13 protein-coding genes are annotated in these 17,178 nt (G+C 43.4%); 6 read left to right on the top strand and 7 right to left on the bottom strand.

From position 1 onward, the window contains the following. Positions 1–756: 756 nt before the first annotated feature. Positions 757–3,438, top strand: a complete 2,682-nt coding sequence (locus tag EX191_RS20080; protein WP_341480784.1) for an ATP-binding protein — start codon at positions 757–759, stop codon at positions 3,436–3,438. Positions 3,439–3,572: 134 nt separating this feature from the next. Here EX191_RS20080 and EX191_RS20075 read toward each other — a convergent pair whose 3' ends face one another. Continuing rightward, positions 3,573–4,046 carry a DUF1842 domain-containing protein gene (locus EX191_RS20075; RefSeq protein ID WP_193448353.1) on the bottom strand — a complete coding sequence of 158 codons (474 nt, stop codon included), beginning with the start codon at positions 4,044–4,046 and terminating at the stop codon, positions 3,573–3,575. A 283-nt stretch (positions 4,047–4,329) separates the two neighbouring features. Here EX191_RS20075 and EX191_RS20070 point away from each other — a divergent pair, with 283 nt between their 5' ends. From EX191_RS20070 to EX191_RS20060, 3 genes are all read left to right on the top strand, one after another. After that, positions 4,330–6,021 carry an FAD-binding oxidoreductase gene (locus EX191_RS20070; RefSeq protein ID WP_193448352.1) on the top strand — a complete coding sequence of 564 codons (1,692 nt, stop codon included), beginning with the start codon at positions 4,330–4,332 and terminating at the stop codon, positions 6,019–6,021. 87 nt (positions 6,022–6,108) lie between these two features. Then, on the top strand, positions 6,109–6,435 hold the full coding sequence (locus EX191_RS20065; protein WP_047008149.1) for a hypothetical protein: 327 nt from the start codon (positions 6,109–6,111) through the stop codon (positions 6,433–6,435). A gap of 463 nt (positions 6,436–6,898) precedes the next feature. Further along, a complete protein-coding gene (locus EX191_RS20060; RefSeq protein ID WP_243238769.1) occupies positions 6,899–8,194 on the top strand; it encodes a linear amide C-N hydrolase in 1,296 nt (431 codons plus the stop codon). A 134-nt stretch (positions 8,195–8,328) separates the two neighbouring features. Here EX191_RS20060 and EX191_RS20055 read toward each other — a convergent pair whose 3' ends face one another. The 5 genes from EX191_RS20055 to EX191_RS20035 form a co-directional block, all read right to left on the bottom strand. Then, positions 8,329–9,372, bottom strand: a complete 1,044-nt coding sequence (locus EX191_RS20055; protein ID WP_005396079.1) for a GMP reductase — start codon at positions 9,370–9,372, stop codon at positions 8,329–8,331. Between the two features lie 436 nt (positions 9,373–9,808). After that, entirely contained in the window at positions 9,809–11,350 is a 1,542-nt protein-coding gene (locus tag EX191_RS20050; RefSeq protein WP_193448351.1) for an NAD(P)H-hydrate dehydratase, read from the bottom strand. Positions 11,351–11,436: 86 nt separating this feature from the next. Then, a complete protein-coding gene (locus EX191_RS20045; RefSeq protein WP_005396081.1) occupies positions 11,437–11,874 on the bottom strand; it encodes a PAS domain-containing protein in 438 nt (145 codons plus the stop codon). Next, positions 11,874–12,878 (bottom strand): response regulator, encoded by a 1,005-nt coding sequence (locus EX191_RS20040; protein ID WP_006741121.1) that lies wholly within the window; start codon positions 12,876–12,878, stop codon positions 11,874–11,876. The genes EX191_RS20045 and EX191_RS20040 overlap by 1 nt, the downstream gene beginning before the upstream one ends. 366 nt (positions 12,879–13,244) lie before the next feature. Further along, positions 13,245–14,153: an aldo/keto reductase gene (locus EX191_RS20035; protein ID WP_047008144.1), complete on the bottom strand. Its 909-nt coding sequence runs from the start codon at positions 14,151–14,153 to the stop codon at positions 13,245–13,247. 95 nt (positions 14,154–14,248) lie between these two features. Here EX191_RS20035 and EX191_RS20030 point away from each other — a divergent pair, with 95 nt between their 5' ends. Next, complete coding sequence (locus EX191_RS20030; RefSeq protein ID WP_005396084.1) at positions 14,249–14,662, top strand: helix-turn-helix domain-containing protein; 414 nt, start codon at positions 14,249–14,251, stop codon at positions 14,660–14,662. Here EX191_RS20030 and EX191_RS20025 read toward each other — a convergent pair. Next, positions 14,643–15,221, bottom strand: coding sequence for a hypothetical protein (locus EX191_RS20025; RefSeq protein ID WP_193448350.1), 579 nt, complete (start codon positions 15,219–15,221; stop codon positions 14,643–14,645). The genes EX191_RS20030 and EX191_RS20025 overlap by 20 nt on opposite strands. 491 nt (positions 15,222–15,712) lie before the next feature. Here EX191_RS20025 and clcA point away from each other — a divergent pair, with 491 nt between their 5' ends. Continuing rightward, entirely contained in the window at positions 15,713–17,116 is a 1,404-nt protein-coding gene (clcA, locus tag EX191_RS20020) for a H(+)/Cl(-) exchange transporter ClcA (RefSeq protein WP_193448349.1), read from the top strand. The last annotated feature ends 62 nt before the right edge of the window (positions 17,117–17,178 follow it).

The following is a 17,178-nucleotide window of genomic DNA, read 5'->3' as shown; positions in this document are numbered from 1 at the left end:
ACATACATTTAAAGATATTTCAAAAAACTTATTAAGAAAAACATGAATTCACAACAATAAATATCAAAATTATTAATAACAAAAACACCACTAATACAACAATGAATTAAGGTAGTTTGAAGATTAAAATGCCCATTTCATTTTCGTATATAACATTTTAACTACTAGTATTATATGTAGTGAAATAAGATAAATTTATTCACTCAACATATCCAATCGATTCAGGTTTACTGGAAAAAGCTATACGTTACAACGGAGTGAAATATGGCAAATAGGGATGGAAGAATTCCACTCAACGTATTACGACTCAAAGAACTGAGAAAGAAATTAGGACTGAGCCAAGAAAGACTGGCGGAAGAATGCTTTCAACAGGGTTTTGTCGTATCTATTGCTTCCATAAAGCGAGCAGAGTCTGGGGCGAATGTGCTGTATCGTACCGCATCCAATCTCGCGGAATACTTTTCTGTCCCCGTAGAGGACCTCTTAATAGATCGCGCCTCAGAACCATTACTTACAAATGTGTCTTCATCACCACCATATTTTTTTATTTTTGCAATCGAAGCAAAGTGTGATTTGACCGTAAAGACTCTGCAAACATTACTTTTCAGCCAAAACACTACACCCATAATACAAAACCGGACGTTTGTTCTTACTTGGTCTATACAGGAATCGGACGAATATGTTTTTGAACGAATTCGACAACTAGCCCTTCAATTACAGGTTGCTCTTTCGGCTTCGATTCGGTCTTTTATCAATGTGAAATACAAGCATCGAGTCACTGAGCTATCGGAACATCCGAATGCGATAACCCCAATCAATGAAATCCTAGTTAAAATCCCTTGGGGAGAAATAGCTGCTTGCCCTTGCTTTATCTCGTCCAATTGTGCCAGGCCAATAAAACCGTTTCTAACAGGAGAGCCAGACTTCAACAACTGGCATCTTGTATCCTTACACCAAAACCATACTGACTGTTTTGTAGGGCGTAAACTTGAACTAGAAACATTAAATAGCGGAATCAAGCGATGGCAAAAACAAGAAGCAGGCCAAACGTATTGTATTACTGGTACCGCAGGGATAGGAAAGACCAGCCTACTCAACCAGGTCATTGCGTCTTTGAATCGATCTTCGTGTTTAACCACAGAGATTCAAATCCTGAATCATGGTAGTGCTGATCTCTTGTCCCCTCAAAATATATTCACTCGGGCAATTTGTTCATTTACTCGTGAAGATACCGATGATTCTATTCGTCAGCAAACTGTCGAGTCATCAATTCCCTCTTCTTTCCACCTCTGCCTTTATTGGTTAATGGGGGTAGCACTCAACGAATCAGAAAAGCAGTTGCTGAACTTAATGGAGTTCCAAACGCTGAAACAAACGATAGAGCAATCTATCCCTTTCTTAATTCAACAACGGGAGACCAGCAAACCGCATTTGATTATTGTTGAAGATGTCCATTGGGCCGACGAAGTAATGTTGGCATTTCTTGAGACACTGCTACCTCATATCACAAAAACCAATACTTTACTCTTTCTGACGTTTAGGCAGCAAAAACGACTTAGTTCCAAACAATCTTGGTTTGCCAACGTGAATCTAATCGAACTTAGGGAGTTATCATCTGAAGAGTCTTACGAGTTAGCTTGCTCAATCACATGCCAACAGAATAAACATATCAATGACTGTATAAAGCTTGCGAAAGGCCATCCTCTATACTTGCGCCAAACACTGCTTTGCTCTCAGTTTGATAAAGACGTTCCGGAGTCATTGGAACATTTAGTTTCGATACAATTAGCTCAACTTCCAGACCAAGATCGCCAAGCACTCTGTACTGCCTCTGTGTTGGGGCAGTGCTTTCAACTGGAGCAACTGCGTGAAATCACTCGAATTCCCGGCTACGTACCAGATAAGTTAGTCGACGCTGGCTTAGTAAAACTCAATGGCGATCAATACCTTTTCCATCATGATTTGATTTGTAATGCTGTTTTCCGTCAAATAGACAAGTCACAGTGTTCAAAAATACACATGGCCTGTGCAAAATGGTATGAGAACCGAGATCGATTCTTATATGCCGTCCATATTAATCATGCCAAGGTCGAAGGTGTATTTACTGTTCTTGAACAGACCGCCAAACATTACCTGAGTAATTATCAGTTTGAAAAAGCACTGACTCTTATTGAGTACGCTATTAAAGAGTCACCTAAAGAACAGATGGCTTATGCACTAAATATGAAAGGAAACTGCCTGTATTCGATGGGACGCATCAAAGAGAGTATTGAAGTTCTTGAGCAAGCGATTCATCACACAGAAAATGATGCTGAACGTGTTCAATACTATTTAGACCTCATTAGCCCCTATCGCTTAACCGACAACTTTGTACAAGCGATGTCGATTTTAGACCAAGCCCAAGCCCTGTGTGAAAAGCTGACGTTAAATAAATCTTTGTGTGAAATTCATTCGATGAGAGGTAATATGCTGTTCCCTACTGGGCAGCTAGACGAATGTGAGAAAGAACATTTACTTGCATTAGATTACAGTCAACGAGCAAACTGTTTTCGCGCGAAAGCGAAATCGCTTGGCGGCCTCGGTGATTGTGCCTACGCACAAGGAAAAATGGCTCGCTCATACGAGCACTTAACCGAGTGTTTGCAACTGTGTGAAGAGCATCAGTTGCTTTCGATTGAAACTGCCAATCGCTACATGCTGGCAACAGTGATGATCTATCAACTGCAATCTGACGAAGCACTAAAACAGGCTCAGCATGCCTCGAATCTTGCTTATCTCACGGCAAACCGCCGAGCAGAAATTGTTTCCAGGCTTACGGCAGCATGGATCTTTCTCGACCGTAATGTATTGGTGCAAGCTGAAAACGAAATCTCGACCGCTCTGCAACTTTCAAAACAGCTTAATGCTCATCGATTTGTCGCTTTTCTTTTGGAGTCCAGTGCAAGATTGCACTGGTATCAGGGAAAAGAGGAGAAAGCCCTTTCGGACATCGACACGGCTCTAGAGCTTGTTCATATCAATAAGCTACACAATTTTATTGGTCCTTGGCTCGTATCTACCAAGGCACTTATTTGTGGCGATGAATCAACGGCCCTCTCCGCTTTGCGCACTGGTGAGGCTTGGCTAGAATCTACCTGTGTTGGTCATAACTATTTACGCTTTTACCAACAAGGAATCCAAGTAGCGTGGCAGTATAAGCAGCCTACGCTACTTCGAAAATATCGCGATAAGCTTGCTAACTTCACCCGAGAAGATCCGCATCCATGGGGTGATTTTTATATTGAACAAGCGAATCTGATGCTTGCCTTACTCGACCAGTCCAGCTCCGTCTCTGAGTTGTTAAACTTCAATCAGGCCGCGCGTAAGCATCAACTGAACCAGGCTCAAATAAGTGTTGATGAGCTCGACCATTGGCTCTTCACATCTACTCAACCATGAAATATTCAATAAACGAAGAAAGTCGACTAATTGCACCGTCAAATCATCTTGTTTGCTCGATTTACCTCGTCAAACACAGATATTCGAAACCATCGAATATCTGTGTTTTGGCACAGTGTCACCGCTGATTAGATTTATGCTGGCGCATGATCACTTTGCTCCACCTTAAAGTTTTCGATGCTAGGAACATGCTCACGTAAAAGTAGAGTAACGCGTTGATTTGCTACTTCAACCCATTTACCTGAACTATTTTTATATCGATAGAATGCCACGCCTGACTTCCAATCATCATTAAGTAGGATGTTGAGCGTTACGTTGTGAAGATCTGCTCCTAGAGGAGCAATGCCTAGGTAAGGCTGGTAGCCCTGCAACGTCACCATGATATGACAATCACGCATCGTGCATTGATAGTTGAAACTGCCATTGAGATCAGACACCACATTTAACGGTGGGTTAATGGCCTGAAAGATATGTCCTTTACCCACTATTGATTTGTCTTCGCTGGCCACGAGTAGATTAACATCGAAGTTCACTCCTCCAGGTAAGCCGTTACCAATTTGATAATGAGCAGTAAAAATTGCTTGTGATTCTTTTGATTCCATTTTCATTGTGTTCTCCAACTGAATTTATTGTCGTCAGTGACCCATTCAATGTAGATAACACGTCATTCAAGTTCAGTATCACTTTAGGCTCAGATCTACTTGACTACATAAATTATCTACGGTCACGCAGATGCCGCTCGTTCTTTTCATCAACCAGATATTATTGCTCTCTCGCTGATGCTTTTGGCGATTTGTACAGAACAACTGATACCAAACTGATATGGCGAACATATGCGTGCGAGTTAATATTTAAACAACTATTCAATACATAAGCCAAATGGAAAAAATAATGGAACAAGAATGGATGCAGGGAACTAAAGAAAACCAAGTGGTAGAACAGCACCCTAACCCTCAAATACAACGCCTCGCTGTACTTAACGCGTACTCAATCTCAATCAATAATGCCAAACTGTTTATTCAGAAAATGGATAAATGCGGTTTTCCTAAAGAGCGACTACTGACACCTCTTGAAAACACGGTTTCACCGGTTCCCGGTTTGAACCAATATCAAGTCGAGTCACTCATCTTCAATACTCGCTATCAACACCAACCCTTTGTCATTGTCATGTGCGAAAGTACGCAAGAAGTTCAGCAAGCCTATCTAACAGCAACTCGATTCAGTCTCCCGATTCGTGTTCGCTCAGGAGGGCATGATCACGCAGGTGAATGCAGTGGTGACAACGTCATTTTGATTGACGTGAGCAGAATTAAGACCTTCCAATTGTGTGAAAATATTGCCACCATTGGTGCTGGCTATCGCTTCTATCAACTGACACCAAAACTTGCAGAGCATGATCGAATGATTGCACATGGAACCTGTGCCACAGTTGGGTTGACTGGCTATATTCAAGGCGGAGGATGGGGCCCTTGGACGCGAAAATACGGCATGTGTTGTGAGCACCTAGTGAGTGCAACCGTGGTATTGGGTGATGGTACGATCACAGAAGTCTCAGCAGAGTCCAACCCTCACCTATTTTGGGCACTAAGAGGCGGCGGAGGCATGAGTTATGGCATTGTTACCGAGCTACGCGTAAAAACATTCCCTTTACCCAAAGAGATCCACCGCTTCGAGCTTCAGTGGAACCTCTATCCAAAAATCAACGGTATGCTTCAGCCAATACCAACGCACCCTACCATAGATGTGCTAAAAAATTGGGAGCAGGCTATAAAAAGCCTTGATACGCCTAAACTTCTTGGCACCAACTTGCAAATTGATGCTCTGCCTGAATCATCTAACCACTGTGATCTCGAAACCATCAGCCATCACTGCACCATGTATGGCTACTGGGAAGGAACAGAACAAGATCTTCACCAATTTATAGCCGTTCAATTTGGCGCTTGCTTCCCTGATTTAGTTCAAGTCTATGAAGCACATGGCACTGACTTTGACGGGAAGAAATACGATCACTCCCTGATGAGCACATGGGGGCGCGATTCTTTGTGTCAAAGCGGTTCTCCTTTCCCTCCCGATTATGACGCCCCAGCACCTCACAAAATCACTTCGCGATTGGTGTCAGAGCGAGGTCTTAAAGCAGAAGGCTATACTGCACTTTTGCAAAGCTTAACTTCACCTTTGATAAAGCCAGAAAACCGCGATCAAGGGCTATTTAGTTACGTAACCTTAGGGGCGATCACTGGCGGTTTTTATCATCACTTAGACGATCTTGAAGACATATCTTTCCCCTACCGCCAGTGTCAATATACAGTCCAATACCAAACCTGGTGGAATGAAGAGATCAAACAAAAACTAGAACTACAAAATAACCCAGTACTTGTTGATGTAAACAGAGCCATGGACTGGATTGATAAAGCCAGAGAAGCTGATATACCGGGAACCTATGGTGCCTTCATCAGCTTTAAAGATCCGGCAATTCCGACAAGCGTTTATTTTGATCGAAGCTACCGCGACTTAATCGGTATAAAAGAGAAATACGCTAAGGATAAGTTTAATCATCTTAGAACTAATAAGACCATCATTTAACATCAATATGCATCTTAAGAAGCATATATTAACAGACCGTCATTTGGCCGTTCTATCACGTATAGAAATTAAAAAAGAGGAAAAATTATGACAACTAAGGGTTCATTTTACGTTAAAAATAACTCCAGCGATAAAATCACCGGATATGTGAGATTTAAAGACTCTCCGGAAATGGAGGTCCGTTTCGACTTGAATACTGGCGAACAATCTGAATCTGCTAGTTTTGAATCCGGTGCCGCTACCCATGACTCCTGGTACTACAGTTTCAAAAAGGCAGGTGAAACCTATACTGGGGACAAGTCCTGTGCATACTATGCAAAAGACGAAAATAAAGGCCCCGTCGCTGTGGAAATCTTTAATGATAATTTAAAAATATCTCCACCACTTAGCGGTTCTTGTGAGAAAACTTTATAGCCGCTTACCCGATTCATCACTTCGCCCGAGACTGTTAAACAACTTCTCGGGCAGTTTCATTTCTCGGTATTTGGATTGAAGACTCCCCATTTTCAATCATAATCTGAAATTGCTAACTTTATGTTCTCAATTTATATCACCACTGCAAGATAATCGAATCAATAAAAATCACTTTTAAAACCAACTTTAAATCTAGAGTAACCAGGATTGAAAAAATAAATATATTACTGAGTTCTAAGATCAAAGAGTTTTACTTAATACATCACTTTTTATTTTAACTCTATCAACTGATACTAAACTGCTACTGACGTTTTTTGATTGAATGCTTAACTTAATAGCATGCGCTTATCTCAATGGCTAAAACCATTATTAAAGCGCAATTCTTCTATATCCACGTAATCTCTAAGCATTTGATTCAGAGAGTTTCTTGGATATGCATCATTCAAAATAAACAACGGAAAGCATGGCTATGTGTACAGATGTGAATATCAATTATGGTTGCAACAACCAAACCTTATCCGCTAGAACCATGGAGTTTGCAGTTAACCTTCAGACCGAGATTTGGTTTAGAGCCCAACAAACTTACCAAATTACGACCTTTACTTCCGACGAAAAAGCCGACCGTGTTTTTAATGGTCAGCCGCCACAACGTCACAGTAAAGAATGTGAGTTTAAAGCAAGTTGGAAGGGAAAATTAAGCTTCATCCACTGCAACGGCATTACCCGATATAATAACCCTCTTTTAACAGCTGATGGCATTAATGAATCCGGCCTTTCTGTTGGGTCACTGTACTTGCCCATTCTCAATCAAAATGTATCGACCTCTCACATCCCTGATGATGCCTTTGCATTAGGCAGCGGCCTGTTTGGTACTTTTATCTTGTCTAGGTTTAATACTGTGGACGAGATGGTGACGTACTTCACTACTCACCCCGTTTACGTGTTTAACTCGACTATTTCAACTGGTGAAACAGAGAGTGACAACATGGCTTTGGACCAGCATTTCGTGATTCACGACGCAAATAATGACAGTGCAGTCATTGAGTTTCTTAACGGTAATATGCATATCTATCGAGCATTCAAAGAAAGCGATATGTTCAGCAAAGAGGAAAATCAGCAAGCACGCTATCAATGTACCGAATACGACTTTGATGATTATAAAGTGGTTGTGGACCACTCCTACGTTGGAGTAATGACTAACTGCCCAAATTACCATTGGCATGTCAATCACCTCTCTTATTTTTCCAATTTGCGCAACTACAACCCAGAACCGAACAATGAAGTAACCATGCAACGTCATGTCCAAGTGCCTGGCCCACTTCAATCAATCAATGGCGCTGGCTTGATGGGCCTACCCGCCGACCCAACACCGCCGTCTCGATTTGTACAAACCTATGCAATTAAGCAGTTAAGCGAACAACCAACTAACTTCGACGAAGCCTTCTCACTCGGACAAAAGCTACTTAATCGCGTTGATATACCTTTGGGCATCATGGCGAATGAGTTTGAGACATCCGATAACCCTGAAGTCTTTTTTAGTGATATCACCCAATGGAGCGTTATTAGACATAACAGTCATCAGTCACCCGCGTTCTATCTGCGTACTTACGGAGACATGACTTGGCGAGTAGCCAATGTCAAAGACTATATTGGATTAAATAGAGACTGTCAGATTTCAAGCGTTTTACAGCTCATGCCAGTTACAACATCATTACCGTTTGAACAAGTCGAATCTCGACCAACTATTAAAATCGCTTAGAGTTAATTTTGAAGCGCAAACAAATGAGAAGCAAAAAGCCCCGCTTTCTAAGCGGGGCTTTTAAAAGACAAACTGCTAAATTCACTATTCTTAATTTATCTGGAACTAAACAAGATAATCGCCATTCAGTCGATTTACTCTTTACCGAACACGTTGTTCTCTTGTTCTTGAACGCGGATGAATGTAGTACGCTTGGTTAGCTCTTTAAGCTTTGCTGCACCCACGTATGTACAAGTTGAGCGAACGCCGCCAAGGATGTCTTGGATAGTGCCGTGAACACTTCCACGGTAAGGTAATAGTACGGTTTTTCCTTCGGCTGCGCGGTAACCAGCAACACCACCTGAGTGCTTCTCCATCGCGCTCTTAGAAGACATGCCATAGAACTTCATGAACTTCTCGCCGTCTTTCTCGATCACTTCGCCGCCTGACTCTTCGTGGCCCGCTAACATGCCGCCTAGCATAACAAAGTCCGCACCGCCGCCGAATGCTTTGGATACATCACCTGCGCATGAGCAACCGCCGTCACCGATGATCATGCCACCAAGGCCGTGCGCTGCATCGCCACACTCGATGATTGCAGAAAGCTGCGGGTAACCAACACCCGTTTTTACACGAGTTGTACAAACTGAGCCAGGGCCAATGCCTACTTTCACGATGTCTGCACCAGCGAGGATCAACTCTTCACACATATCACCAGTAACCACGTTACCCGCAGAAATCACCTTGTCTGGGAACTCTGCTCGCACGCGTTCAACATACTCGACTAAATGCTCTGAGTAACCATTTGCAATGTCGATACAGATGAAAATAAATTCATCTGAAAGCGCCATAATATCTTTGGTTTTTTGGAAGTCTGCGTCAGATGTTCCCGTAGACACCATTACGTTATTCAGGGTTGCTTTATCAGCTGATTTAGCAAACTCAGCCCAATCTTCTACCGTGTAATGTTTGTGAACAGCAGTCATTACACCATGCTCAGCTAGCGCTTTAGCCATTGCAAAGCTACCAACCGAATCCATGTTTGCTGCGATTACAGGCACACCAGACCATTGACGACCACTATGCTTGAATGTAAAATCGCGGGTTAAATTTACTTGAGAACGGCTCTTAAGGGTAGAACGTTTCGGGCGAAACAGTACATCTTTAAAACCTAACTTAAGTTCTTGTTCGATACGCATTGTGTAATTCCTTGATTCATATGTATATGTGTCATCTCAGAGTGCGTAGTGATTTCGTTGGCAGACGAGTTCACTGTTCTTCGGACACAAAAAAACCGGAGCGTTGGCAGACGCTCCGGTTTTCAGCATTATAGGCTGTGATTTATTTCCTACAAGTCTGATATTTGAATTTTTTTTGTGATACCATCTTGATAATCGCATATCAAAAACACTCCTCAAGTCGTTATTTTTTCTCATTATTTATAATTATCAACAACTTAAGAAAACGTTTAAGTTAACCTATTGCGCAAACCTTTGCGTCATACCTTTAAAATGAAAACGCATCACCTCTCAAATCTGCCTAAAACTCAATCACCTAATACTAAGATGCGCTGCTAATTCGGAAAAAGTACTCAAAAAAATCGCCCACTTTTTCATAGTGATGGGCGAGATCTAGCTACGTCCTATCGATTTGTTGAGTAATAGCGGTACGAAGTGTGCCTATAACATCACTTGCCAAAAGACCAATTTGACCATGCTGACTCACGTTTATATCCGCAGCATGACTGTGGAGTACCACACCTAAACGTGCCGCAATGGAAATGGGTAACCCTTTAGCTAGCAACGCACCAATAATACCAGATAGCACATCTCCCATTCCGCCCGTCGCCATTCCGGCGTTACCCGCTAGGCAGACGTACATTCTCGTTCCATCGTAAATAAGTGTTCCCGCGCCTTTTAAAACCACCACACCGCCATAACGCTCTTGCAGTTGTCTTGCAGCAGAATATCGGTCACTTTCTATTTGTTGAGTGGTCACATTTAATAGTCGAGCTGCCTCTCCAGGATGCGGCGTGATCACTCGCTGGTTGTCGCACACCAAAGTGCCATCACATCGTTGGCTTAGCATCGCTAGAATATTGAGCCCATCAGCATCAACAACTTTAGGTTTTTGTTCTTGAGCCAGATATTGATAGGCTTGATAAGCCCACTCATCATCACCAAAACCTGGACCAAACACCAATACTTCAGCCCAGCGAATGCGTTTGGTTAAGTCGTTCTCAGTATCCCTGAGTAAGTCAGCGGTGATGCTTTGGCTCATTACTTCTGGGCAGCCAATCTGTAGTGGAATAAGGCTACTCGGGTGAGTAATTGCGGCAGTTAAACCCGCTCCGGCTCTAACCGCAGCGGAGGAACATAAACGAATCGCTCCTGACATACCTTGGTTACCACCGACGCAAAGTAGTTTGCCATTGTCACCTTTGTGTGCTGTCGGGTTTGGCTTGAGCATTAACCTTGAAACAACCTGATGATCAATACCTAGTGCACTTTCTACTTCGATAGAATCAAACTCAATATTTACACCCAATCCACAAAAGTGGAGTTCACCAACTCGATCTCTCGCTTGTCCGGTGCACAAGCCTTGCTTAACACCAATGAAGGTTACAGTATGCTCAGCATGAATGGCATCGCCTAAAATAGCACCTGTATTTGCACACAACCCGGAAGGAATATCGACTGCAATCACTGGGGTGTGAATTTGATTGATTTGCTCAATGTAGCGACGGTACTCCGAACGAACCTCACCACTTAAACCAGTGCCTAACATGGCATCAATGATCACATCGGCTTCTAGCAATGCGGTATTCCACTCATCCCAATCATTGTTAACACCATCGATGGACTGCCAATCTTGATATGCGCGTAAAGCATCACCTTTGAGCGCAGTCACATCACCAAGTTGGAAAACCTGTACATTGAGTTGCGCTTGTTTAGCAAGCGAGGCAAATACGTATCCGTCACCACCATTATTCCCTTTGCCACAAATGACTAAGATATTTTTTGATTTGGGATATAAGTGTAAAAAACGCTCATACACAGCCATACCTGCGCGTTGCATTAGGCTATACATAGAAACACCAGCCATTTGCGCTGCCAGCGTTTCACCGTTTTTTACTTGTTCTGCGGTGTAGAGTTTTAGGGCGAGATTAAAGTCCATCTTCACGTTCTGCGCATTAGGAAACACAATTATAAGTATACAAAAAAGCCAAGGCGAACCTTGGCTTTTGAGAAAGTTTTTTATCGCTACTGACTCTGAGACATCAATGCTTCAGCCGTCGCGTCTTGTATAGATAAAAACAACGAATTGATTTTCCCAGTCGGGGTACGCATGGGGTTCAGCGTAACGTTCTGGTACATAAACTCCGCTTGCTGAGTAACAGGGCGTACGTTACGGCAACGGAACAAGTAAGGACGCTGGCGCCACGTAATAAAGCTGCGGCAACCTAAATCATACACGGGCTTTGTTTTTAACTTAAACCATTCCTGCGGGATTTCAGGGAAGATATCAAAGATAGAACGACCAATTGCATCATGAGATTGCAAACCACTGTGATGAGTCATAAACCCATTCCACACTTGCACATTATAATCTCGGTCAATGACGACGAGCCCCATGTCGACGTTTTGCACCATGTCGACCATCCAATGGAATTGTTCAAACTCTGCTGGCATATTCAACATTAGAACTCCTCCATTAGATATGACAGTTTGTTATCGAGCAGCGGCAAAGATTCATCGACGAACATAAACAATAAATCACAACGGATTGACGTTCCCTCAATGTTGTAGCTCACCTCGAATGTCATGGTGCGGCTGAATGCGCCCGTCGTAGACTCAATGATCGAATCAATTGATATATGCTGACCAAGAAGCACTGGAGGGCTTTGGAAGAATCGCACTTCAGATTGTTCGCCTAAGCCATTTAAGAATGACCCCACCAAGATATTGGAAATATCCATGAGCAGCTCAAGCTCTTCCAGTTCGTCGCTGTCAGCTGGCACTTTCATCAACTTCTTGAGATCCGATACGCTCGAATCGCTCAAAATCACCAGCGCTTCACCCGCAATACCTTCGCCACAAAAGCCCTGACAAACGCCCGATACGTTATCATGCGACGCTAAGTCACGGAGTGCCATGTGTAGTTCGCTCACTTCGAAGATATTAACGTTCGGGAGCGGTAATTGCACAAACACATCAAAATGACGCGCCAATGCATCTGCGGCTCGACCAATAGAGACGTTCGCCACTTCCATGTAAATATCGCGACGACGTAAAATCGGTAACTCAATAGAAACAGGCGTGATAATTTGAGGACGAGGCTCTGGCTCAACCAACTCTTTAAGCGCATTCTTGAGTTCATCTTTGGCGATCGGTTTTTGAATAAACGCTTTTGCACCCAGCGCGAACACACGTTCTTTCGCTTTAGGTTGGATATCCCCCGACACCACAACCACGGGAGTTGTATTCCCTAACCGCTGCATGTTTTCTAGTGTTTCAAAGCCATCCATTTCTGGCATGGTCAAATCAAGAAACATCAATTTAAACTCGTTCTTTTCGAGTTCTTCTAGCGCATTTTTTCCGTGGATAGCAAACGTAATATCGGCATTCAATGTGGCTGGTAGTGATCTCGCCATCTGTTTGCGTGCTAACGCTGAATCATCACAGATGAGTACGGGAAAAGACATTCAATCACCTTTTTATATTCCACAATCTGCGCCGGAGTCTAACAGATTGTTACAGCATGTAATACGAGAAAACTGACGAGTTTTTATTTCTTTTTTATTCAATAAGCATACGCAATATGAATGGATGAGTGAACAAAATGGCGAAAAAGCAAACATCCCATTCGCTGTTTAGTGACATGAAACAAACATGGATAAAACGCCTCCATTAAAAATAAGCACAAAGTTGCATTTTAAATTAAAAATCCGTTTTTACTTACACTCTATCCGCTCAGTATGAGTGCTGGGGAAATCGGTATCACGTAGCAATAAAAAAGCACCCTTTCATAGGGTGCCTTGAATAATGTATTCATCAATAACGTGTCACTTCTATGGCACACCGTGACCTTTCGAAGCCACCCATACGCGATACCATTGCTCACGAGTCAATTCGATATTCAGCGCATTTACTGCCGTTTGCACACGCTCAATCTTACCAGAGCCAATGATTGGAATTGGGTTAGATGGCAAACGGCGTACCCAAGCGTAAATCACTTGGTCAATGCTAGTCGCCCCCACTTCTTCGCGAATCGCTTCTAATTCGTTGCGAACACGAACGGCTTGCTCACTGTCACCACTGAAGATAGAGCCTCCACCGAGGCAAGACCAAGCCATTGGGCGCGTACGCAGCATTTGCATTTGATCAAGCGTTCCATCATGTGCAACTTCAAAATTAAGCGGGTTGATTTCCACTTGGTTAGTCACAAGAGGCTTACCTAAACGGGATTGCAACAATTCAAACTGACGTGGAGTAAAGTTAGATACACCAAAGTGCTTCACTTTACCCACTTTGTGTAGCTCTGAGAATGCTTCAGCCACTTCATCGGCATCCATTAACACGTCAGGGCGATGGATTAAAAGCACATCGATTTCGTCCACATTCAAACGCTCAAGCGAGTTATTCACCGATTGGTAGATGTGAGCGGAACTCGTATCATAGTGATTAATCTTACGCTCTGGTGTTTTATCTCCGCACAGATTGATATCACACTTTGTGACGATCTGAATCTGCTCTCGCACGCTCTTATCGAGAGCAAGTGCTTCACCAAACAACTTCTCACACTCGTAATTACCGTATATGTCTGCGTGATCGACCGTGGTAATGCCTAACTCAATATGTTGCTTGAGGAATGACAAACGCTCTTGAGCAGTCATACCCCAATCAACTGCACGCCAATATCCTTGGACCAGCTCTGAGAACTCAGGGCCTTTTGGTGCAGTCACAACTTTTGCAACCATGGTTTTTCTCCTTCAATTGATCTGCATTCATCGTAGTCTTGTTTTCACATCGGCTCAACGGGTAAACTTTGGCAATTCGAACTGGAGTACGAAATATGTCTTTTGCCCAACGCCTAGCCACCTTGATCGGAGAAGAAAGCATCAGCGGATTTGCACGACGCGTTGATGTGTCTGAAGCTTTAATACGCAAATATTTAAAAGGCAGTGAACCGAGCCTAACGAAAGCAAATCAAATTGCGATGCGAGCCAACTGCTCTCTTGAATGGTTAGCGACCGGATGTGGTTATTTATATCGCCGCGCTGAAGTCGTAGATATGGATGCGTACAAACTTGCATTTCAACACGTTATGAATCAGCCGTTGCCAGATGAGGCAGAAGAACAGCACCGTAAGCTCATCGCTGGCTATCAATACCTGCGCGCGCACAAAAAATCGGATGGATTTTTGGACGAGTCTGCGATGGCGACCTTCCTATCTCTCCATAAAGAATCTAAAAACGAGTCACTTTAACATCGATAATTTCGCCATCGCTGTGCAATTCCACATTTAAAGACGGTGATGGCGTCGCAAACTCGTCCGGCTTTACCCAAAGTAAGCTTCGAATCGTTTCTTGCGGATAGCGGTTTATCAACAAGATAACTTCTTTATCGACAAGCTCAGAAGATTTCTTTTCCAGCGCTTCAACGACGTCATAGTGCTCTTGTCCGATAGTTATACTACGTAAAACCAACCCGTCTTTTCTTAAATTGAGGATTAAGTCATTGAGACTTTGCCATTGATATTCGGTCAAAAAAGAGAACAGAGCACTGTCCTTTCCCAAAACAACTTCACCATACAGATGCTGCTGATAGTACGAAAAATCGTCCAAACAAAATGTGCTGAAATACGTTGAAGCATCTTGCTGCTGCACGTCACAGCGATACCAGCTTCCCCTTGTTTCTATACGCTCTTTTAAATTGGAGTACGGCATTGCAGACAACGTGTCCTGCCACCAACTCTGGGTTGAAAATGCTGGAAACGTTACCGAAAAACAACATAAAGAAAACAGGACTCGAGGATAAAAGCGCATGAATTACTCTGGTTGATTAACATCGAACCCAGACATTACCGACTAGTAGAAATTGTTCAAGATAAAAATAGTGGCAGGTAGTGCGGAAAGTTGTAGAGCAGAAATTAAGAAGGCGCACATTTGCGTGCGCCTCTACCTCGTTACTCAATCGTGAGTGTGCGAATCGGAGATGTCTATTGATGCATCCCGAACATAAAACGAGGACTTACCGTAGGGTTTGAATCCATCCAAATTGTGTGTAAAACCTCACATCCCTCCTTCTGAAGCAGTCATGTTGCTTTACACCTAAAGCATGGTTCATTTTGCTCAAAAAACAAGTTTTTTATCCCAAATTATGAGAGCAATAGCACAGTCTTGGTGAATGAATGACATCGCGACACTTCGAACACTCAATAGTGAAAAGCTAAATTGCATCTTTATTGATTAGGTCTAGACTCTGCGAAGCGTATACTTTCTCGCGTCCCTTCCACCAGCAACAGGAGAACTTGTTAATGACCAAACGAGAGAGAATTGTGAAATCTGTGTTAGCGCACGTACCGAAAGATGCGATTAACCAGTTTGTCTCTCGAGGGTCAACACCATTTTCTGTCCTGATTATGGCCGCCATCGTCGGCACATTAGCCGGTTTCGTCGGTACTTACTTCGAACTTGCGGTTCATTTTGTTTCTGAAACCCGTACCGAATGGCTGAGAAGCGAAATCGGTAGCGTACTTCCTCTTTGGCTTGCTGCGGTGCTGATCAGCGCGTTGCTTGCTTTTGTTGGTTACTTTCTTGTTCACCGCTTTGCTCCGGAGGCTGCGGGATCAGGCATCCCAGAAATAGAAGGCGCGATGGACAACATTCGTCCAGTGCGTTGGTGGCGAGTTCTACCTGTTAAATTCTTCGGCGGCATGGGTGCACTTGGCTCCGGAATGGTACTTGGTCGCGAAGGCCCGACAGTTCAAATGGGCGGCGCAGTTGGTCGAATGGTGACCGATATTTTCCGTGTGAAAGATGACGATACTCGTCATTCCCTACTCGCTTCAGGTGCCGCTGGTGGTTTGGCTGCCGCCTTTAATGCCCCACTCGCTGGCATTATGTTCGTTGTGGAGGAAATGCGACCTCAATTTCGCTATTCTCTGATCTCAATTCGCGCGGTGATCATCTCTGCTATTATGGCCAACATTGTGTTTCGCGCCATCAACGGGCAAGACGCTGTCATCACAATGCCGCAATATCACTCTCCAGAGCTTCAGTCACTTTGGTTGTTTTTATTGCTTGGCGCATTGTTTGGCGTATTCGGAGTGATCTTCAATAAATTGATTACCGTGGCACAAGACAGTTTTGTCGCAATTCACAAAAATGATCGTAAACGCTATTTAATTGTGGGTTCACTACTTGGTGGCATTTTTGGTCTGCTTCTCTTATACGTGCCGCAGCTAACTGGCGGTGGCATCGGCCTTATTCCTGATATTACCAATGGCAACTACTCGGTATCCATTTTAGTTCTGCTTTTCTTTGGTCGCGTCATCACGACGTTGCTATGCTTTGGCTCTGGTGCGCCGGGTGGTATCTTTGCACCTATGCTTGCTCTGGGGACCTTGTTTGGCTATGCATTCGGAGCGAGTGCTGATGTGTTGCTTCCTACGCTTGATATCGAACCTGGCGTATTTGCTATTGCGGGCATGGGGGCCCTGTTTGCTGCAACGGTACGCGCACCGATCACGGGCATTTTGTTGGTGATTGAAATGACCAATAACTACTACTTAATTCTACCACTTATCATTACTTGTTTAGGTGCCGTGATTATTGCTCAGTTGTTTGGCGGACAACCGATTTACAGCCAGTTGCTACATCGTACAATCAAAAACGATAAGTTACGTCAGCAGGATCTTCCTGAAAACCAATCGACATAATTCTCGCTTTGTTATTATTTCGCTCCAAACCATCGAAGGGTTTGGAGCGATAAACTCTACAT

It is taken from the genome of Vibrio chemaguriensis, from assembly GCF_012275705.1.
Lineage (GTDB): Bacteria > Pseudomonadota > Gammaproteobacteria > Enterobacterales > Vibrionaceae > Vibrio > Vibrio diabolicus.
Note: the sequence above shows the minus strand (reverse complement) of the source record. Positions and strands in the feature narration are given on the sequence as shown.